Origin of the sequence: Myxococcus xanthus (genome assembly GCF_006402735.1) — a bacterium.
Taxonomy (GTDB): domain Bacteria; phylum Myxococcota; class Myxococcia; order Myxococcales; family Myxococcaceae; genus Myxococcus; species Myxococcus xanthus_A.
On record NZ_CP017174.1, the window covers coordinates 6,986,187 to 7,005,411 of the forward strand.

14 protein-coding genes are annotated in these 19,225 nt (G+C 68.6%); 5 read left to right on the top strand and 9 right to left on the bottom strand.

Going from position 1 to position 19,225, the window contains the following annotated elements; genetic code table 11:
- The first annotated feature begins 22 nt into the window (after nucleotides 1-22).
- From BHS09_RS28615 to BHS09_RS28625, 3 genes are all read left to right on the top strand, one after another.
- Complete coding sequence (locus tag BHS09_RS28615) at nucleotides 23-1,333, top strand: class I SAM-dependent rRNA methyltransferase (RefSeq protein WP_171410265.1); 1,311 nt, start codon at nucleotides 23-25, stop codon at nucleotides 1,331-1,333.
- 10 nt (nucleotides 1,334-1,343) lie between these two features.
- The gene (locus BHS09_RS28620) at nucleotides 1,344-1,832 is read left to right on the top strand and encodes a YkgJ family cysteine cluster protein (protein WP_140794608.1); all 489 of its coding nucleotides are present in this window, start codon (nucleotides 1,344-1,346) and stop codon (nucleotides 1,830-1,832) included.
- 214 nt (nucleotides 1,833-2,046) lie between these two features.
- Nucleotides 2,047-3,162 (top strand): glycerate kinase, encoded by a 1,116-nt coding sequence (locus tag BHS09_RS28625; protein WP_140794609.1) that lies wholly within the window; start codon nucleotides 2,047-2,049, stop codon nucleotides 3,160-3,162.
- 9 nt (nucleotides 3,163-3,171) lie between these two features.
- Here the strand turns inward: BHS09_RS28625 and BHS09_RS28630 are convergent, their stop codons facing one another.
- From BHS09_RS28630 to BHS09_RS28650, 5 genes are all read right to left on the bottom strand, one after another.
- Complete coding sequence (locus BHS09_RS28630; protein WP_140794610.1) at nucleotides 3,172-4,323, bottom strand: hypothetical protein; 1,152 nt, start codon at nucleotides 4,321-4,323, stop codon at nucleotides 3,172-3,174.
- Between the two features lie 11 nt (nucleotides 4,324-4,334).
- Entirely contained in the window at nucleotides 4,335-6,344 is a 2,010-nt protein-coding gene (locus tag BHS09_RS28635) for an amidohydrolase family protein (RefSeq protein WP_140799628.1), read from the bottom strand.
- Nucleotides 6,345-6,392: 48 nt separating this feature from the next.
- Complete coding sequence (locus tag BHS09_RS28640; RefSeq protein ID WP_140794612.1) at nucleotides 6,393-8,894, bottom strand: type VI secretion system Vgr family protein; 2,502 nt, start codon at nucleotides 8,892-8,894, stop codon at nucleotides 6,393-6,395.
- Between the two features lie 105 nt (nucleotides 8,895-8,999).
- On the bottom strand, nucleotides 9,000-9,971 hold the full coding sequence (locus BHS09_RS28645; RefSeq protein ID WP_140799629.1) for a cysteine hydrolase family protein: 972 nt from the start codon (nucleotides 9,969-9,971) through the stop codon (nucleotides 9,000-9,002).
- A 7-nt stretch (nucleotides 9,972-9,978) separates the two neighbouring features.
- Nucleotides 9,979-11,424: a nicotinate phosphoribosyltransferase gene (locus BHS09_RS28650; protein WP_140799630.1), complete on the bottom strand. Its 1,446-nt coding sequence runs from the start codon at nucleotides 11,422-11,424 to the stop codon at nucleotides 9,979-9,981.
- Between the two features lie 636 nt (nucleotides 11,425-12,060).
- Here BHS09_RS28650 and BHS09_RS28655 point away from each other — a divergent pair.
- Complete coding sequence (locus BHS09_RS28655) at nucleotides 12,061-13,056, top strand: energy transducer TonB family protein (RefSeq protein ID WP_237079888.1); 996 nt, start codon at nucleotides 12,061-12,063, stop codon at nucleotides 13,054-13,056.
- Nucleotides 13,057-13,062: 6 nt separating this feature from the next.
- Here BHS09_RS28655 and BHS09_RS28660 read toward each other — a convergent pair whose 3' ends face one another.
- The 3 genes from BHS09_RS28660 to epmA are packed head-to-tail and all read right to left on the bottom strand — an operon-like array spanning nucleotide 13,063 to nucleotide 15,535.
- Nucleotides 13,063-13,800 (bottom strand): inorganic pyrophosphatase, encoded by a 738-nt coding sequence (locus BHS09_RS28660; protein ID WP_140799631.1) that lies wholly within the window; start codon nucleotides 13,798-13,800, stop codon nucleotides 13,063-13,065.
- Nucleotides 13,797-14,534 (bottom strand): lysophospholipid acyltransferase family protein, encoded by a 738-nt coding sequence (locus BHS09_RS28665; RefSeq protein WP_140794616.1) that lies wholly within the window; start codon nucleotides 14,532-14,534, stop codon nucleotides 13,797-13,799. Before BHS09_RS28665 ends, BHS09_RS28660 begins: the two co-directional genes overlap by 4 nt.
- Nucleotides 14,531-15,535, bottom strand: coding sequence for an EF-P lysine aminoacylase EpmA (gene epmA, locus BHS09_RS28670; protein WP_140799632.1), 1,005 nt, complete (start codon nucleotides 15,533-15,535; stop codon nucleotides 14,531-14,533). The genes BHS09_RS28665 and epmA overlap by 4 nt, the downstream gene beginning before the upstream one ends.
- Before the next feature lie 30 nt (nucleotides 15,536-15,565).
- On the opposite strand from epmA, the gene BHS09_RS28675 reads away from it, so the two are divergent.
- On the top strand, nucleotides 15,566-17,302 hold the full coding sequence (locus tag BHS09_RS28675) for a gluzincin family metallopeptidase (RefSeq protein ID WP_174260096.1): 1,737 nt from the start codon (nucleotides 15,566-15,568) through the stop codon (nucleotides 17,300-17,302).
- Here the strand turns inward: BHS09_RS28675 and BHS09_RS28680 are convergent.
- Entirely contained in the window at nucleotides 17,299-19,221 is a 1,923-nt protein-coding gene (locus BHS09_RS28680) for a CotH kinase family protein (RefSeq protein ID WP_237077535.1), read from the bottom strand. The two genes, BHS09_RS28675 and BHS09_RS28680, sit on opposite strands and share 4 nt — an antisense overlap.
- Nucleotides 19,222-19,225 lie beyond the last annotated feature (4 nt).

A 19,225-nucleotide genomic window follows, 5' to 3' on the forward strand; every position in this document is an offset into this window, starting at 1 on the left:
GCGAGTATACGCCGCGAACGCCATGTCCACCTCTTCCAAGCCCCCCTACCCGCGCCGAAGCGGAAACCGGCCCTCGGGCCCCTCCTCTCAGCAGCAGGGCCGGGGCCGCCCCCACGCCCGCCCCGAGAAGCCCGCCCCGGACCGCACCTCGCCCGAGCTGGGCCCAGACGGCCTCCCCCAGGTGTCGCTGCTGCGCCGCGGCGTGGAGCGCTGGCAGGGCGGCCACCCGTGGATCTACCGCGCGGACCTGAATGGCGACCCCGGGCTGCCCGGCGGCGAGGTGGTGCGCGTGACGGACACCCGGGGATGGTTCCTGGGCAAGGCCTTCTATTCGAAGCACTCGAAGATTTCCCTGCGCTGGCTCTCCTTCGACGACGTCGCGGTGGACGCGGACTTCTTCCGGGAGCGGCTCCTGGCCGCGGAGCGGCTGCGCCAGCTGGCGCTCCCGGGGGAGAAGACGTACCGGCTGGTGCATGGCGAGGCGGACGGCCTGCCCGGGCTCGTGGTGGACCGCTACGGCGACTTCCTCAGCGCGCAGTTCCTGGTCCCCGCCATGGAGCAGCGCAAGGCGCTCATCGCCGACCTGCTCCAGGCGCAGTTCAACCCGCGCGGCATCATCAACCGCTCCGACGTGGGCGTGCGCAACCTGGAGGGCCTCACCCCGGAAAAGGGCGTGCTGCGCGGTGAACACCCCGGACCGGTGTCCTTCGACGAGGGACTGGTGAAGATGCGCGCGGACCTGCTGGAGGGCCAGAAGACGGGCGCCTTCCTGGACCAGCGCGAGAATCACGTCATGGCCGCGCACTACGCCCACGGCGAGGCGCTGGACTGCTTCTCCTACGTCGGCGGCTTCGCGCTCCAGCTCGCCACGCGGGCCAGGCACGTCACGGCGATTGAAATCTCCGAAGCGGCCTCCGCGCAGCTGCGGGAGAACGCCGCGGCCAACAAGCTGAGCAACCTGGACGTGGTGGTGGCCAACGCCTTCGACTTCCTCCGCGACGCGGTGGACGACGGCAAGCGCTTCGACACCATCGTCCTGGACCCGCCATCCTTCGCGAAGAACAAGGACGCCATCCCCGCCGCGGTGCGCGGGTACAAGGAAATCAACCTCCGCGCCATGCAGCTGTTGCGGCCCGGCGGCATCCTCATCTCCGCCAGTTGCACGTACCACGTGGACGAGCAGGCCTTCGAGGACATGCTCGCCTCCGCCGCCGCGGACGCCCGCCGTCGTGTGCAAATCATCGAGCGCCGCGGCGCCAGCAGGGACCACCCCGTGCTGCTCAACCTGCGCGAGACGCGTTACCTGAAGTGCTTCGTGCTCCGGGTGCTCTGAGGACACGCCCATGCGGACGCGGGACTGGGACGACGAGGAGGACGACGCGCCCCTGGGTGGCACCCGCGAACGGGAGCGCGCGCTGAAGGAAGTGCGCGCTGTCTACCGCCAGGCGGACGCGGCCTACGCCCCCTACTCCTGCCCGGCCAGCGGCGAGTGCTGCCAACTGGCCATCACGAAGCGCCAGCCCTGGCTGTGGCAGCCCGAATGGGAGCTGCTGTCCCGAGGACACCCGCTGCCGCCACCTCGCCCGGACGGCGGCTGTCCCTACCTGGACGCCACGGGCCTGCGCTGCTCGGTGTACGCGGACCGGCCCTTCGGCTGCCGGACCTTCTTCTGCCAGCGCATCCAAGGCCCCTCACGCCAACCAGCGGAGACGGTGGCCACGCTGCTGGAGCGGCTGGAGCGTGTGTCTCAGCGCGTGGCCCCTTCACTGAAGGCTCCGCGCCCTTTGCTGGACTGGCATGCGGAGGCCTGGCGCGCGGCAACGAAAGCTTGAATTGCCACTTTTCAATTCAAGTCTTTGTAGGAATTCGCGGCGCCAACGTCCGGTTGATACACAGAAGTGATGAAACACGCATCACCCCAGGAGTGGGAATGACGCTGGGAGTGGTATGCCAGGGGTGGGGGCTCTCGCAGGTGGAGGACGCGGTACAGGTCCCCTGGCCTTCTGGAGTTCCCTGGACACCTCAGAAAGCGCCAAGCCCTTCACCGTGATTTCTCCTCGCTGGCTCGTCGCACCGCAAGAATTCAAGGGAACGCTGTCCGCCGCGGAAGCGGCTGAAGCCATGGCTCGCGGCCTCCGCGAGTCCTCGCCGGAAGTGGTGCTGGACGTGGCGCCGCTCGCGGATGGCGGGCCTGGGACCGTGGAAGCGCTGCTGACGGGCCTGCGCGGCGAGCGTCGTCAGCAGGTGGTGCGTGGACCGCTGGGCGCGCCCGTGGAAGCGCACTGGGCCCTGGTGGAGGACGGACGCACCGCAGTGGTGGAGATGGCCGCCGCGTCCGGACTGTCGCTGCTGGCGCCCGAGGCTCGCGATGCGTTGAAGGCGTCCACCTATGGCACCGGCGAGCTGATGCACGCGGCGCTGGAGTCGGGCTGCGAACGCCTCATCGTCTGCCTGGGTGGCAGCGCCACCACGGACGCGGGCACCGGCGCGCTCAGCGCCCTGGGCTTCCGCTTCCTGGACGCGCGGGGACAGCCGCTTCCCCCGGGAGGCGCGGCGCTGGCCCAGCTCGCCCGCGTGGACGCGAGCGGCCGTCATCCCCGTCTGGGCGCCGTGGAGCTGCTGGGTGCCACGGACGTCACCTCGCCCCTGTTGGGGCCGGACGGAGCCGCGCGGCTCTTCGGTCCGCAGAAGGGCGCGGACGCGGCCGGCGTGGAAGCATTGGAGGCGGCGTTGGCACACGCGGCAACGGTGCTGGGGGATACGTCCGCGGGCTGGCCCGGCGCGGGGGCGGCGGGAGGCTTCGGCTTTGGCCTGCTGACTCTCGCTGGCGCGCGACTGGTGCCCGGCTACGAGTTGGTGTCACGCGCGCTGGGCCTGGAGCGGCGCGTGCTGATGGCGGACGTGGTGCTTACCGGTGAGGGGCGCTTCGACCGTCAGACGGCGCTGGGCAAAGGCCCGGGCGGCATCGCGAGGCTGGCCCGCGAGCACGGCACGCCGGTGGTGCTCTTCGCCGGACAGGTGCAGCGGGACGAAGGCCTGGCGCTGGACCTCTTCCACGAGGTGGTGGAGCTGAGCGCCCACGCCCAGCCAGGCGAAGCGGCCTCGAAGGTGCTGTGCGAAGCCGCCGCGCGGTGGGCGGCCCAGCGCCTCAAGGGACGCTGAGCCGGGCCGTCACTTCCCGTCTGGCTTGGGCGGCGACGCGGGAGGCTTCGCCGGTGCCGCCGCGCCCGCCAGCTTCCAGTGAACCAGCGCGTCCTTCGTCCCGTCATACATGACGAGCGACGGCGCCCCGCCCGTCCACAGCAGCGCCGCGCCCTTCTCCGGAACAGCGCCCAGTGACAGGGGCGGCTTGAAGGCCGCGCCCACCTGCTGCACGTAGAGCTGCGGGTTGCGGCCCTCGCTGTTCAGGACGCGGTAGTAGAGCCAGTCACCCTCGGGCGACAGCGAGCCCAGCGTCACCGACTCCCCGGAGGCATGACGCGCCACCCGCACCGTCACCGCGGGCGCGCCTTCCCACGACACGCGCCAGATGCCAGGGTCCTCGGGCTTCTCCTTCCCCTCCTCCCGCTTCGGCGCCACGTCACGGCCCAGGGCCACGAGCGCCACCGGCAACGAGGGATGCAAACGCAGCGACTGCAACGTGAGGCCATCCACCGCCAGCTTGCGCAGCGCGAGCGCCAGCGGGTGCTCCGGCTGGGGCCTGGTCAGGTCAGGTCCGTAGAGTTCCAGCGGCACGCCGGGCTTCTGCACCGCGACCAGCCCCGCCCCCGCGTCCCACTTCACCGCGCCGACGACGGAGCCCAGCTCCAGGGAGCCCAACTTCGCGCGCTTTTCGCCCTCCAGCCGCCAGGTGCGCAGTCGGAAGGAGATGCGGGAGGTGCGGGCATAATTCGTGGTGTCCTCCAGCTCCGCCGCCACCACCAGCGGGGCGTGAGAAATCCACGCGCCGCGGATGGCGACCTCCTCCAGTCGCTCGACCATGAACCACGTCTTGGCCAGTTGCCACTTGAGGTCGTACATCACCAGGCTTCGAGTCTGGAGGTACGCCAGGTGCGTGGGTGACGGAGGCAGCATCCCTTGCAGTTCGCCTCCGGAGACCTGCTCCAGGTACTCGTCATCCACCTCGACGCGGCGCACCTCGGAGCCGGACAGCTCCAGCCGCCAGAGCTTGTCGTTCAGCGTGAGCACCGACACCGAATCCGGCGCCGGCGATGGAAACACGAGCGCCACCTGATTCCAGGGGAACGGCGAGGGATGACGCACGGGCGCCGCGGCCGCGGGCAGTTGAGGCGTCAGCAGGAAGGGGTCCTTGTTGGGCTCCATGGGCGGGGCTCCTACTTCGCCTTCGTCGTCGCGGTGAACAACATGGGACCGCTGGCCAGGCCGCCCGCCTTGTCAATCTGTTCCAGCGGGTGCTGCAGCCGCATCAGCGTCGTGAAGTTGTCCTCGAGCTTGTCCACCGCGGCGCCCGTCACGTTGAGGTCCGTTTGAAGCTTCTTGAGGCCCTCCTTCATCTTCGGGGCGACCTCCATCATGCGGTAGTAGCGCATGGGATTGACGATGGCGAACTGGGTGAAGAGGTTCACCTGCGTCGGCAGCTCCTTCTGGATGAACTCCAGCCCGCGGATGGTGCGGCTGTACCAGGCCGCGTACGCCACGGGCTCGGCGGTAATCATGTACCAGTCGGTGCCGAACATGACCTTCTTCAACATCCACGGACTGGACTTGAGGATTTCAGCCAGCAGCTTCCACTTCTGCTTCTCCATCAGGTCCAGATAGGAGATGTCCGTGTAGAAGTTGGGGAACTCGTTGCACAGCTCGACAATGGAGCCAATCCAGCTCTTGTCGTATTGGACCTTCTGGCCATCCTCCTTGACGGTGAGCCCCTTGCGGAAGTTCCAGAAGGTGCCGTCGCTGGCGAAGTGCGCCAGGCACAAGCGCAGCTTCGGATTGTCATTGAGCACCGGGCGCCACGCTTCCGGGTGCACGTAGTTCTCATAGAAGTAACGCATCCGGCCCGGGTTCAGCAGCTTCTCCTTGGCCTCGATGGCGTCCTCCACGCCATTGCGCGCGCGGCGGAGCACGAGCGGGATGTGGCTCTTCCAGCTCGCCTCCAGCTCCGTCACATGGTCGCGCGCCTTGGTGATGTTCGCGTCCGCGGTGGCGATGGATTCCTTCGAGGGCCAGTACTTCGGGTCGTTGCGGATGGCCTCGTCCGGCTCATGGTCCAGGTAGAAGCGCCGCTCGTGCGTGTAGAAGCCCGACGGCGTGCAGTGGGTCATCAGCGGGATGTCGTTCGCCGCGCACTCGGAGAAGAACCAGCTCAGGATGTCCTTCACCGGCGCATGGCGCTCCTTGGGCATGTAGCCCTGGGGCGTGTACATCTTGAAGCCGATGTAGGGAGCCGCCTTGGAGGCCGTCACCACCTTCTCGAAGGGGAACGACTTGTCCTCGTTCTTGATGAAGCGGCGCGGTTCGAAGTGATACATGGGCAGCAGCCGGAAGGGATTCTCCGCGACCACCTGCTCGGTGTGCCGGAGCTGCCGGTCCCACGTCTCGTGGAGCCGTATCTCATCGGACTTCGCTTCAATCAGCTCGCCAGGGTCGTCGGACTTCGTGCGCCAGCGGTAGGTGAAGCGGGGCTCGGCCCCATCAAAATCCGAGCTGTAGATAGGGTCCCCCTGGTAGCCAGCCAGGTGGCAGTAATCCATGTCCATGGTGAGGACGATGGACATGCCCATGTAGGAAGCGCTGGCCTCCGCGTGGCCCTGCGTGGACGCATAGGCTCGCAGGGGCGCGGGGATGGTGTACTCCTCCACGTTGCCCATTCCATCCGCGGCGTATCCCGTCCGGTCCTGGGCGAGGCTGTCATTGGAGCGCACGGCCTCTTCGCCAATGCGGTGCGTGTCGCGGTGGGACACATCACCAATGTCGGGCGCGAACGGGATTTTCGCCGCCCAGAAGCCCAGGCGGTTGATCTTCGTGCGGCTGGTGCCCGTGCCGATGAGAAAGCCCAGGCCCTTGTCCTTCATCATCTGCACCAGCGCGGGCATCGGCGTGCAGTTGCCGCTCATGATGTGCATGTGCGCGTCGAAGTGGACGGGCGGCAAGGTGAGCGGCGTTCCCGGCGTGGCGATGAGGTTCTGCGGCCCGCCGGCGGACACCTGGTTCTCAGGCAGGTCCGGGATGATGACCCGGTCATCGGCCTTCACTTCGTTGGCGCTACGCGTGGCGCGCAAGCCACCGTTGTCCGGATGTTCGTAGATGAGCTTCCATTCCTTGAACCCGTACTTCTGCGCGATTGAGTCGGGGGAGTCCCCGTCCTTGACGACGTACGTTTCCATCGCTGGCCTATCCGAAATGGCGCGTGTGCCCGCGCGGGCGGGTACGGCTCAAGAACCCTTGTTGATGCGGCCTGACATCTCCGGGAAGACGACGCGGTAGTCGCCGGGCGGAACCTTCTCCACCACGCCCTTCCCGCTCCCGTCCACGCGGCCCTTCTTGATGGTGCCGTCGGGCATGTGCAGCTCGAAGGGCTGGTCCTTGATGGGCTTGCCGTCCATGCCCTTGAGGTTGAACTCGACGTTGACGGGGTCTGGGTCCTTGAAGTGCTCCAGCTCCTTCGCCTTGCGCGAGTCGCTCTTGAGCGAACCGGCCGCCTCCATCTTCACCTTGCCGCCCTTGATCTTCACGTCCTTGCCATCGACGGTGAGCGTCTTGAGGGCGAAGGTCACCTTGCCGGACTTCTCCATCTTCAGGATGAGGTTGTCACCGACGAGCAGCGAGAAGGTGTCTGCCTTCAGCTCGAACTTCTTGGCCAGACCCGCCATGGCCTCGGTGATGTAGAGGCTGGTGGTCTTCCCGATGTCCTCTTCCCAGTCCTTGCCCACGGTCAGCGTGAGCTGGCCCTTGGTGCGCAAGTCCCAGTCCAAACCGACGTCCACCGACTTGTCCTTGCCGACCGTCTCCTGCCGCATGCCCAGCACGTGCTCGGTGTGCGCGCCGGCGACCTGGAGGGCGCGCGCGCCGCCGGTGGCCTCGTTGTAGGCCAGCGCCACGTTGACGCTGTAGGCGCCGCCAATGGTGGTGGCCTTCGCGGCCCCCACGTTCTCCATGGCGCCCTGGAGCACCAGCGCGGTGAGGTTGCCGCCCACCGTCATCGTCTGGTTGCCCTCCACTTCCTCGTCGTGGGACAGCGTCGTCCGAGTGGAGCGGTTGCCCTGCACCAGCAACGTCTGGTTCTGCTCGACGACGCCCACGTCGTCCAAGCCCACGCGCAGCTCCTGGTTGCCCTCCACCGTGCGCTTGCGGTCCTTCTTCACCAGCAGGTCCTCGAAGCCCGTCACCTGCTGGTCTTTGTCGTTCTCCGTGAGCAGGTCCTCGTCCTTCTGCGCGTGGGTGAAGACCTCCTCCTGGCCCGTCGCGTCCTCGATGCGGACCTCGTTGAAGCCGTCACTGCCCAGGCTGGAGGCGCTCTTGCGCGTGGACTTCGTCTTCTCCCCCGGCAGGCCATACGGCACCGTGTTGGTGCCGTTGTAGACGGCCCCCGCCACCAGCGGCCGGTCCGGGTCGCCTTCCAGGAAGCGCACCACCACCTCCTGGCCGATGCGCGGCAGCCACACGTCACCCCAGGCCGGGCCGCCCCACGGCTGGCCCACGCGCACCCAGCACGAGGCCTTCTCGTCGCGCTTGCCCTCGCGGTCCCAGTGGAACTGCACCTTGATGCGCCCGTGCTCGTCGGTGTGAATCTCCTCGCCCGCGGGGCCCACCACCGTGGCCGTCTGCGGGCCCGCCAGCTGCGGCAGTGGCGTCAGGCGCCGGGGCCGGAAGGGAATGGCCTTGGGCAGCAACTGGTACTGGTTGCGGTACAGGCCCTGAATCGCCTCGCTGCCCGCGCTGACGTCCGGCTGCGTGCCCGAATGCACCACCTCCGTCACCAGGTATTCGCCCGCGAAGGTGCCGTCCTCCGGGGACATCACCTCCAACAGGTACCCGGGCGTCAGGCGCGGCGCCACGCCCTGCCCCATCAGCGTGCGCCCGCCCATGCTGGCCGCTTCCGTGCGCACGTTGGTCGCGGCCTTGCCCACTCCCGGCGCCACGTAGCCCGCCGGATAGTCGTAGAGCTCCAGCTCCGTGACACCTTCGGGCGCCTGCGCCTTGCCGGAGATGTCCAGGCCGGGCTTCTCGAAGTCGAAGTCCTTCAGGTGCACGGCGCCGGGGCGCAGCCGGTGCACCACTTCCAGCGCGGAGAGGTACTCGCCCTCCACGGCCTCCTTGCCCAGGCTGGGACGCAGCGGGAGCTGCAACCCCTGCGGCAGGGGCGCATGCGCGCTGGGCTTGTCTCCCAGCACCAGGGTGTGCCCGTCCTCGGTGTGCTCGAAGAAGTAGAAGATGCCTTCCCACTCCATGAGGCGGCTGAGGAAGGCGAAGTCGCTCTCCCGGTACTGCACGCAGTACTCGCGGGGGGCATAGCTGCCGGACAGGGCCAGCCGCGTCTTCACGCCCGCCGCGTCCAGGACGTCCTTGAGGATGTCCGGCACGGACTTCTGCTGGAAGATGCGGCTGCGGTGGTGTTGGGTGAGCCGCCACAGCCGGGGCACCACGTGCGCCCGGTAGCGGCGGCGCCCCGTCTTCATGCCCAGCGATTCCACCTCGCGGACCCAGCCATGCACGTAGCGGGGCGCGCTGTCGCGGATGGAGAGGGTGAGCAACGCGTCCTGCTCCAGCAGCTCGCTGGTGGCGATGGGGTTGCCATCCTTGGCGAAGAAATCCACCCGGAAGTCGTACAGGTGGCTCAACGCCTCGGTGCCGGAAATGCTCGAGACACTCAGCGCTTCCGCGCCGTGTGAGCCGACCTGCACCGTGAACGCAGGCGGATTGAATTGAGCGGCCATGACTCCCCCTTCACCGACGCGGAGGTCCCCAGCCTCGCCGGGAACGAACGGGAGATTCTACCACACGCGGGGTACGTGGGCGCACTCGCTCGGAATGCCGCCCGGCTACCCTTCCATCGGGTCCGAGGTCCGGACCACCCGCATGCCGGCCGCCTGGAAGTCCCGGAGGGCCTCCTTCGCCAGCCGGGGGAAGTCCAGCGAGGCGGGCAGCGGCTCCAGGGGGGGCGCCGGCACCGGACTCATGGCGTCCTCCAGGATGTGGATGCGGCCCATCTTCGACGGGTCCGTCCGCTCGATGTGACGCCGCAGGTCCAGCAGCGTGTTCAGCACGCAGTGCGAGCTGGCCTGGCCGAACACGTAGACGCGGTCGAAGGACATCAGGTGCTCGAAGAGGCGCGTATTGAAGGCCCCTACCTGCTGCCCCTTCACCTCCGTCACCTCGGGTGAGAGCACGGAGTAGTTCTCCGTGAGCGGGTGCTCCCCCTTCAGCTCGAAGTGCGTGGGCACGTCGCGCACCAGGGCGTGGAAGAGGCTCGCCTCGAAGACGGACGGCACCAGCGCGTGACTCAGGCCGCCCAGCATCGCGTGGAAGGGCCAGACGGTGAGCACGTACCGGCCGCTGGCCTCCAGTTGCTCGCAGTAGGCCAGGCTCTCCTCGTGGAAGCGCGTGGCCCGCCAGCGGCCGGAGCGCACCTCCGCCGCGGTGATAGCCGTCAATGGCGGCGGCGGCCGGCCTTCCGCGTCACGCCACCAGGACGGATGGAACACGTGGTACGCGCGGTGGGTGTCCAGCGAGAACACCAGCTCCGTCACCCGGTCCAGGTTCGCGTAGAGCCAGCGCAGCGTGCGCTGGGTGTCCTCCACCGCGCCGGGCACGAAGAGGCTGGCGCCCGGCGTGCAGAAGGCCACCTGCACGTCGATGCCAAAGGCGGCGATGCGCGTCGCGTCCTCACGCGCGGGGCGGATGCGGTGCTCCGCTACGTAGCGGAGGGCCTCCTCAGCGACCTCCGCGCCACGCTCCAGGTAGAGCTGGCTGACGCGGGCGTCCTCGTGGAAGCGGGGAATGGGTAAGGGCATGTCGGACTCAGCGGTGCTGCTGGGGGAAGTGACGGCGGTGCAGCGCATCCACCAGCGCCTGCGTCGCGGCGGTGTAGGCGACACGCGCCTCGGCCGCCGCCTCCTGCGCGCCCACCAGCGATGGGGCTTCCGGCGCGCTCTCCATGAGCGGGAAGTAGCCGTCCGGGACGGACTCTCCCACCTGGCCGACCAGTCCGATGGGACCCGAGCCATGGCGGCGGCGGAAGAGGACGGGCTCGCCGGGGATGCTCTTCTTGCCCTCGGCCAGCTCGTTGCCGAACTTCATCACCGGCGTGTTGCCCGTGCGCGACAGCTTGTAGATGGCGGCGACTTTGTCCCGGGTGAGCGGGCAGTCCATGGTCCGCGCGATGATGTGGCCGCCGTAGCCGTAGAACTGGGCCGACGGCTCCCAGCCCACCTGCCGCCGCAGCTCCTCGAACTCCCGCGTGGCCTCCGCGTCCAGTCCGTCCTCCAGGATGTTGACGGGCCGAATCCCCAGGTCCCGCGCCCGCGTCACCGCGTAGAGGTACTGGAGCTTCTTGTTGCCGGAGTCGAAGCGGATGGAGTCGTTGTTGCCGGGCTCCTCCTGGATGAGCTGGAAGGCCGCGGGGATTCCGGACGTGAGCGTGTCGAAGGTGTCCAGCAGGTAGCTGGAGCGCTGCGGCCGGCGCTCGCGCATGGCCCGGAACGCGGCCTCATCCGAGCCATAGCGCTGGATGTGCTCGTGCCCCATGGTGCCCACGGGGACCATTCCCAGCTTCGCCGCCCCGGCTACGTTGGAGGTGCGCGTGACGCCCGCGTCCTTGCAGCTTCGCAGCGCCAGCTCGTGCTGCTCCAGACAGGTGGCGGCGCGCAGGCCCACCTCGAAGATGCGGGACGGGTCCTCGACGATGTCCACCAACTCCTTGACGGTGGCGAAGACGCGCTTGGCGTAGCCCTCCGCGTCCACGGTGATGGGCACCGCCTTCACGCCCACCGAGTCGAGCGTCTCCAGCGCGATGGCCTTCTGCTCGTCGCACGTCACGGTGGCCAGCGCGCGGGCCAGCGCGTCCCGGTCCGACAGCGCCAGGGTGGCGACCTGGATGCGGAAGTTGAGCTGGAGCAGCAGCGGCTCCACCCAGGACACCAGGGCGGACGGGCCTGTCAGCGTGAGGATGGGCTCGCGCGGATAGAAGAGCGCGCCCTTGGGGATGGCGCGGATGCTGAGTTTCTCACGGCGGAGGACGGCCGCCTTGAACCCCACGCCCATCTCATAGTCGTACCGGCTGAGGTAGTCGTAGTCCTCCGCCTTGGGCTCCGGGATGAGCGACTTGACGAAGGCCGCCACGTCGAGCGGCATCACCTGGAGACCACCCCGCCGGTGCGAGTAGTAGAACGTTTCCCGACGAAGCGGCCAGCCGGCCTCCGCCATGCTGAACTTGTAGCCATCCGTCGCGAGCAGCGAGGTCGACATCTTGGGGTCCTTCCTCCGATGTCGCGAAGAGTAAACGCGTCAGGGTTGCGTTTCCTATCCTCCCCTCGCGGATTCCCAGGGCATGACGTGAAAGCGGGGTTAAATGGAGGCAGCATGCCCCGGGAGCCCACCAGACGCCTGCTGCCAGCGCTCGCCGCCAGCATGGGCGTGCATGGGCTCTTGTGGCTGGCCCTGGAGCGCGGGGAGCCGGTCGCGAGGCCCCCTCCGGCGACCTCGCCGCCTGCCCTGGAATGGGTCGATGTGGAGGTGGCGGAGGCCCGTGTATCGAGGGACACGCTGATACTGGACGAGGGCTCGGTCGCCGAAGCCGCCCAGCGGGTGTCGCCGACGCCTTCGGACAGCGCCCATGCGCCCCCTGTGCATGAAACGGCTGCGAAGCACCGGTCTCCGTCGGGGCAGGCAGCGCCTGATGACACGACACGCGTCCCTGGTATTTCCCAGACACCGTCACCTCGGCGTTCCCAGGAGGCACTCCCCTCGACGCCGGCTGTGCCGTCTTCAGGGACGCCGCCAGCTCGGGCTGAAACAACGCCCCCCGAGGCCCCGGACCGACGTATCGCGGAGGCACCGCCGGCGCTGGCTTCTGAGTCCCCGACGGAACCAGCCTCGCCGCCCATGGCCGCCGGCACCACGCCGCCTGAGCGCGACGCCGCGCCCGCCCACGACACGCAAGTCGCCCAAGCGGACGCGCGGCCTGAACGTCACGCGGAGGTCCTGGACTCGGCTCCGGCGCTCCCCCGCTTCGCGGACGCGCCCCTGGCGGGGACACCCCCCACGGACATGCCCCGCGCGGAGCACGGCGCCAACGCCGTCCCGGGCTCGCGGCTGTTGCTCGCGGCCCGTCAGGTCACCGCGCTTTCAGGAACGCATCGCGGTGTGGCGGCGGAGCTCGACGGCGGCGCCGTGGACCCGCATGCGCCTCCGTCAGCCCAGGGCCTGGTGGAAGAGCTGGTATCCGAAAGCGTGGGCCGAGGCCGGGTTGAACGCGGGCTGGTGCACCCGTATTACGGCCAGCTCGGCAAGGCGTTGATGAAGGCGTGGGACGCCGACCGCTCCGTGAAGGAGCACGGCCTCCAGGGCTACTTCGACATGGGCATGGAGCGCGGCCGCGCGTACTCGCGCATCTGGATGGAGCGCGCGGCGGACTACGGCGCGTCAGGCTCGTTCGCCGCGAAGAATGGCCCGGGCGAGGACCGGCGCAGGCCGCTCAGCACCGCCGGAGACCCCACGCTCAATGCCCGCCGCGAGATGCGCCAGCAGATGCGTCAGGAGTTCCGCACCACGCGCCGCGCCCTCATCCGCGTCGTCCAGGACGCACAGGGCCAGCTCGTGGACGTGCAGCTCCTGGAGCCCAGCCATCAGCCCGAGGTCGACAAGGAGGCCCTCAAGGACGTGCGCGCCATGGCGGAGAAGCTGCCCCCGCCGCCGGATGAGGCCGTGGGCGGCCGCTCGCGGCTCTCCAGTGTCTGGGAGTTCGAGCTGCTCATCTCCATCAGTCCGCCCATCCCCACCTTCAGCTTCGAGTTCGACGAAGCGCTCGGCTTCATCGACACCCGCCTGCCGCTGGACCGCCGCATCTACAAGCGCGTGCGGCTGGTCGAGGTCCGCTGAGCCGGCTCAGGACGCGCGCGACTTGCGCGCCGCCTTCGTCTTGGCCTTCGCGGGCTTGGCGTTCTTCGCCTCCACCGCCGCGCCACGCGCGCGGCCGGAGCGCGCCGTCGTGGTGACCTGCGGGCCGTAGATGCGCTCGTAGTCCTTCATGCTGCGCTTGATGACCTCGAGCGCCTCCGGCTGGTCGTAGACCTCGGCGATCTCCACGCTGCGCTTCCCCTCACCGGGAATCTGCTTGTAGGTGAGGAAGTAGTGCTTGAGGCGGTCGAGCAGCGCGCGCGGAAGCTGCGCGAGGTGCTGCAGCTCGCCGTACACCAGGTCGGACTCCAGCACCGCGATGATCTTGTCGTCGGCCTCGTCGCCGTCGACCATCCGGAAGCCGCCAATGGGAATCGCGCGCACCAGCAGGTTGCCGCTGGAGATGACCTTCTCCGTCAGCACGCAGATGTCGATGGGGTCGCCGTCGCCCTTGATGTCCTTCAGGCCCGTGCGCTCGGCGCAGCGCTTCGCCACCAGCTCGTCGCAGTACGTCTGCGGAATGAAGCCGTAGAGCGTGGGGCACTGGCTGCTGAAGCGCTGCGGACGGTCCAGCTTGAGGATGCCGGATTCCTTGTCCAGTTCGTACTTCACCGCATCGGTGGGGACGATTTCGATGTACGCGGTGACGATTTCGGGGGCGTCCTCACCCGGGGTGATGCCGTGCCACGGGTGCGCCTGGGATGTGGTCTGGATTGGCTTCTTCATGGCGTGTCTCCCGAGCGCTTGCAGGCCTCGGCATAGAGTTCTGCGACCGCGTCCTCCAGTTGGCGCGTGAGCGCGTCGCGGTCCTTCATCGTCAGTCCCTGGGTGGGGATGGGCTTTCCCACCACCAGCGCCACGCGCTGTCCCCACCGCACGGCCCGGCCCCCCTTGGGAAGAATGAGGCGCGTCCCTGACACAGCCAGGGGCACCACCGGAACGCCCGCCTGGATGGCCAGCGTCGCGGCTCCCTTCTTGAACGGCCGCAGCCGCCCATCCGTGCTGCGCGTGCCTTCCGCGAAGAAGAGCACGCTCACCCGTTCCCGCAGCGCCGTGACGGCTTCCGACAGGCGGGCCCTGTCTCCCCCACCACCGGTGCGCTCCACCGGGATGTTGCCCGCGCGCCGGAGAGCGGGCCCGAAGACGGGGATGCGGAACAGCTCCGCCTTCGCGACGTAACGCGTGTGCTTGCGGATGTGGGCGAAGTTCACCAGCGCGTCGTAGTGCGACTGGTGGTTGCTCACGAAGACGACGTGGGTGTCGGTCGGGACGTTCTCGACGCCCACCGCCTCGTGCCGCACCCCCGCGGACGCCAGCAGCGAGCGCGCCCACAGCACCAGCACGCCGTCCGCGTCCTTGGCGTCTCGCAGCGACAGCGCCGACACCACGGGAGACAGCACACCGGTGATGCCCACCGCCGCCGTTCCAGCAAAGACCGTCTGCAGGAGCTTGCGAATCAAACGAACTCGTGGGCGGGGAAAAGGAGCACGTCCGAGATGCGCTGGACCCCGAGCAGCAGCATCAGGATTCTATCGAGCCCGACGGCGATGCCCGCCGAGGGTGGCATTCGCCCTACCGCGTCAAGGAACCGCTCGTCCAGAGGATACACGGCCCGGCCCAGTTGGCGCCTGAGCTCCTGTTCTTCTGTCAATCGTGCACGCTGTTCCACGGGGTCCGTCAGCTCGGAAAACCCGTTCGCCAGCTCCAACCCCTTGGCGTACAACTCCACCCGCTCCGCCACCGTCGCGTCGCCAGGCTTCAGCCGGGACAGCGCCGCCATGGACGCCGGGTACTCGATGAGGAAGGTGGGCCGCTCGTGGCCCAAGCCGGTCTCCACCTTCTGGAGGAAGAGGTGGAAGAAGACGTCGTCGAACGTCTCCGCGTTCCCGGTGCGCACCCCGGCCGCCTCCGCTGCCCGCTTCAATGACGGGCCGTCCGAATGCTGGCGGATGTCCACGCCGGTGGCGCGCAGCACCGCGTCACGCACCGTCAGCCGCTCGTAGGGGGTGCGTGTGAAGAAGGCCGGGTCCGCCCCAGGCTCCCCTTCCGTCGCGCCGCGGCCGGCCTCCGCCAGCGCCCCTTCCAGGTCATCCATGATGGCGTGGTAGTCCGCGTGGGGCCGGTAGAACTCCAGCATCGTGAATTCCGGATTGTGGGTCGGGGAGACCTCCCCATTCCGGAACACCTTGCACAGCTGGAACAACGGCCCGGCCCCGTCCGCGAGCAGCCGCTTCATGGCGTACTCGGGGCTGGTGTGCAGGTAGAGCGTCCGCGCGGAGCCCACATCGGTCTCCGGGATGAAGCCGGCCTCGAACGCGTTGATGTGCGGCTCCATCCCCGGGGTGGGGATGAGCAGCGGCGTCTCCACTTCCAGGTAGCCGTGGGCGGCGAAGAAACGTCGCAGGGCGGAGTAGAGGGACTGGCGTCCCCGGGCGGCCCGCCATTGAGAAAGATTGGGCATGGGCAGCGCGCAAGTAACATGAGGAGCCACATGCACCCAAGGATTCCCCTGCTGCTGGCCTTCGCCTGCTGCCTCACCGCCTGCCCCAAGGGCCCGCCCGCCGATGGCCGGCAGGTCCTTTCTGAAAAGCAGCAGCTCGAGGCGGATGTCAGCGCCATGTCCTCGAAGGCTGAAACCCTCCTCGAAGCCCAGAGCCGCCTGGTGTGGGACTTCTGGACGGAGGGCCGCCACGTGGACGTCGCCGCCACCTACGCCGGCCAGGAGGCGCTCTTCACCATCGAGAACATCCGCAGAATCGACCGGCTGCGCCAGCTCACGGACGACGCCCGCGAGGTGCGCGCCCTCACCGCGCTGCACTCGCACTTCGCCGGCGAGTACCTGTCCCACGCGCTGGCCGAGTTCAACGACGCGGCCGCCAATCTGGAAGCGTCCCTCACCTTCCCCGTGGACGGGAAGGACGTGCGCTACCGGGACTTGGAGCGGCTGCTCGCCAACGAACGCACGGTGGCGCGACGCCGGGCCCTGTACACCGCGGCCACGCCCGCGATTGAACGCCTCAACCAGACGCTGCGCCGCCGCGAGGAGCGCGCGGACGAACTGGTGCGGGAGCTGGGCTTCGCCTCCTACGAGGCCTTCGGCAGCGAGCTGCGGCAGTCGGACCTGGGACGGCTGAGCGTGCTGGCGGAGGAAATCCTCCAGGCCACGCAGGCCCCCTACCGCGTGGTGATGGAGCGGCTAAGCCAGCGCGAGTTGGGCATGCCCTTCAAGGACATCACCCGCGCGGACATCCCCCGGCTGTTCCGCTCGCGAGAGGTGGAGGACGCCTTCCCCAAGGGAGAATCCCTGCTCAAGGCCCATGGCACGCTGGCGGGCATGGGCCTGGACCTGGGGGAGTTGACCCACGTCACCATCGACGCGCGGGACGTAAAGGGCAAGAGCTCACGTCCCCTGGCGCTGGCGGTGCGCGTCCCCTCCGACGTGCGCATCTCCTTCAAGCCGGGCACGGGCGTGCTGCACCAGGCGCGCGTGCTCCACGAGTTCGGCCACGCCCTGCACGCGGCCTTCACCACGGAGACGCGCTTCGAGCTGGCGCGCCTGGGAAACCCCACCGTGGGCGAAGCCTACTCCGCCCTCTTCGAGGACCTGGCCGAGGACCCGGTGTGGCTGGAGGAGCACGCGGGCGTCAGCGGCGAGCAGCGCGCGCAGTACCTGGCCGCGTCCAGCGCGCACAAGCTGTACCTCATCCGCCATGCCGCGGGCCGGCTGCTCTACCAGTTGGAGCTGCACCGCCGCGTGGAGGCCGATCCGAAGGCGCTGTACCGCGAAGTCATGTCGCGCACCGACGACATCCCGATGACGGACGTGGACACCGAGCGCTACCTCGTGGACCAGGAGGACTTCTTCCAATCCGCGGACAGCTTCCGCGCATGGTTCCTGGCGGGTCAGCTGCAGGCGCAGCTCAAGGCGCGCTTCGGCCCCGCGTGGTGGCGCACGTCGCAGGCGGGCGAGTTCCTCAAGACGCTGTGGGCCAAGGGCAACGCAATGTCCGCGCGCGAGGTGGCCCAGGCCATTGGTGAGAAGGGCATCGAGCCGGACGTGCTGCTGCTGCGGCTGGGCACCACGCTCCAGGTGCCCATGAAGCTCAACCTCGAAGGCGTGGAGGACGCCATCCTCCCCGCCGCGCCGGGGCTGGAGGACTTCACCCAGCCCCCGCCCGCGCCGGGGCTGGAGGACTTCAGCGCACCCCCCACCCCGCCCGCGCCCTAGAAAGGACCGAAGCTCGCTTCCAGGTGCTGGCGCACGTGCGTGGGCCGCTGCGTGGCGAAGTCACGCATCGCGTCCACGTAGTAGCGCCACGACTCCACGGACACCGGATAGCCCCAACGCTCGATGTGCGCGGGAATCTCCGCGGCGACCAGGTCGGCCAGCGACTCCAGCTGCGCCGTCACGCGCTCCTCGCGGAAGGTGTTGTCCAGGTGCCACTGGAAGCGCGACACGAAGCGGCTCTTGAAGTCCGCGTTCGTCATCAGCTGGCGGATGAGCAGCACGGACCACTCCGGGAGTGCCTCGTCCGTCATCACCCGGGCCAGCGAGTCGTAGCCCGGGTCACCGAGGAAGGCGTTGTCCAGGTCGTAGAGCAGCCAGCGCCAGCGGCCGTCCTTCGCCGTGGCTCCGCCGGACTCCGGCTGGACGTAGCGCCAGAACTTGACGTTGTTGTGGGGCCAGTCTGTGTTCGCGAAGAAGATCTCCGCGATTTGATAGTCGATGAAGTCGTCCACATCCATCATCGACTCCACGTGGGCCAGGTTCTCCGGCAGCGAGAGGTCGTTGTTCCGGACGAAGTCCAGCAGCGCCAGGTAGTGCGACTCGTCGCCTTCCGCGCCCGTGTCGAGCACCCCGTCCAACTCCAGGATGGCCACCTTCTTGCGGTCGATGCCGTGGCGCGACGCGAGGTAGTACTCGTCATACCGCTCGCGCAGCTCGTGCAGGCCCCAGTACTCACCGTTGAGGTACAAGACGGTGGGGCGGCAGGCCTGCACGTTCAGCGCCGTCTCCCGCAGCAGTCCCTGGAGCGCACAGTCGCGAATCTTGGAGTACAGCAGGTCCTGGCCCGACGTGCGGACGATGAGCCGCGTGTACTCGTCCAGCGCCTGGTCGGGGAACACCGCCGCGCGGAACGTCTTCGGCCCGTAGTCCTCCTTCGCGTACAGGCGCAGGCTCTTGTGCGGCAGCGCCGCGCTGCCCGAGCCGTGGATGCGCACGCCCGCCCCCTGCGAAATCACCGGCTGGCCTTCCACTTCGAACCACTCCACGTGGAGGGGGCGCTCCCAGTCCTTGCCACTCTGGTGATAGTTGCCGTTGCCCCACATCCAATCCGGCAAGGGGTCCTCCGCGTGAATGCGCCCGGGGACGTAGATGCCGTGCTCGAAGCCAAAGAAGTGCTCCGCGTCCACCGTCAGGGACATCACCGGCAACGAACCATGTGACTTGTCGATGAGATAACTCCGCGTGCCGGAGGCTCCCACGGGCGTGGCGTCCTGGAATTGCTGGAACCGCACCACGGCGGCGCGACCCACCGGCCCGCGAGGCGGCAGCCACCGCCACTCCTCCGGCGTCTCCGGCGGATTCGTGGGGATGAGGGACAGAGGCGCGGGCTCGCCCTGTGAACGCATCAGGACCAACGGCGAGGTGTAGATGGGCGAGTCGGCCGTCGGCGTCGAGCCATCCAGCGTGTAGCGCGTCGTCGCGGACTCGCTCGTGGGCAGCGTCAGCAGGGACGGGGGCTGGTAGAGCGCGTGCTGCGTGTCGAAGTCCAATGGCTGGAGCGCCAGCGACGCGCGGGCCGGAGTGCCGGAGCCGTCATGCGCCACCACCTCGATGGAGTGCATTCTCGCGCCTGGCTGCCATTGGATGCTCCACTGGTCACCATGCACCTCGGCCCAGCCGAGCAGCACGCCGTCCACGTGGACTTCCACGGCCCTGATGTCGCCCTGCCCCTGGATGGTCCCCCGCAGGAAACCGGACGCGTTGTCCATGCCATCGATGGACACGTACGGAACGGACTGCTCTTCCCGCGGGTCGTCAATGGGCGGAACGACCGGAGCCGGCGGAACATCCTCACGGCAGGCGGACAGTGAAAGGGTGAGCCACAACAACGCCGAGCGGGACTTGAAACGAAGGGGCATCAAC

Bases quoted from the DNA above. Each gene is read 5' to 3' on its own strand.
- BHS09_RS28615 (WP_171410265.1), top strand. From the start codon at position 23: ATGTCCACCTCTTCCAAGCCCCCCTACCCGCGCCGAAGCGGAAACCGG.
- BHS09_RS28620 (WP_140794608.1), top strand. From the start codon at position 1,344: ATGCGGACGCGGGACTGGGACGACGAGGAGGACGACGCGCCCCTGGGT.
- BHS09_RS28630 (WP_140794610.1), bottom strand. From the start codon at position 4,323: ATGGAGCCCAACAAGGACCCCTTCCTGCTGACGCCTCAACTGCCCGCG.
- BHS09_RS28635 (WP_140799628.1), bottom strand. From the start codon at position 6,344: ATGGAAACGTACGTCGTCAAGGACGGGGACTCCCCCGACTCAATCGCG.
- BHS09_RS28640 (WP_140794612.1), bottom strand. From the start codon at position 8,894: ATGGCCGCTCAATTCAATCCGCCTGCGTTCACGGTGCAGGTCGGCTCA.
- BHS09_RS28645 (WP_140799629.1), bottom strand. From the start codon at position 9,971: ATGCCCTTACCCATTCCCCGCTTCCACGAGGACGCCCGCGTCAGCCAG.
- BHS09_RS28650 (WP_140799630.1), bottom strand. From the start codon at position 11,424: ATGTCGACCTCGCTGCTCGCGACGGATGGCTACAAGTTCAGCATGGCG.
- BHS09_RS28655 (WP_237079888.1), top strand. From the start codon at position 12,061: ATGGCCGCCGGCACCACGCCGCCTGAGCGCGACGCCGCGCCCGCCCAC.
- BHS09_RS28660 (WP_140799631.1), bottom strand. From the start codon at position 13,800: ATGAAGAAGCCAATCCAGACCACATCCCAGGCGCACCCGTGGCACGGC.
- epmA (WP_140799632.1), bottom strand. From the start codon at position 15,535: ATGCCCAATCTTTCTCAATGGCGGGCCGCCCGGGGACGCCAGTCCCTC.
- BHS09_RS28675 (WP_174260096.1), top strand. From the start codon at position 15,566: ATGCACCCAAGGATTCCCCTGCTGCTGGCCTTCGCCTGCTGCCTCACC.
- BHS09_RS28680 (WP_237077535.1), bottom strand. From the start codon at position 19,221: ATGCCCCTTCGTTTCAAGTCCCGCTCGGCGTTGTTGTGGCTCACCCTT.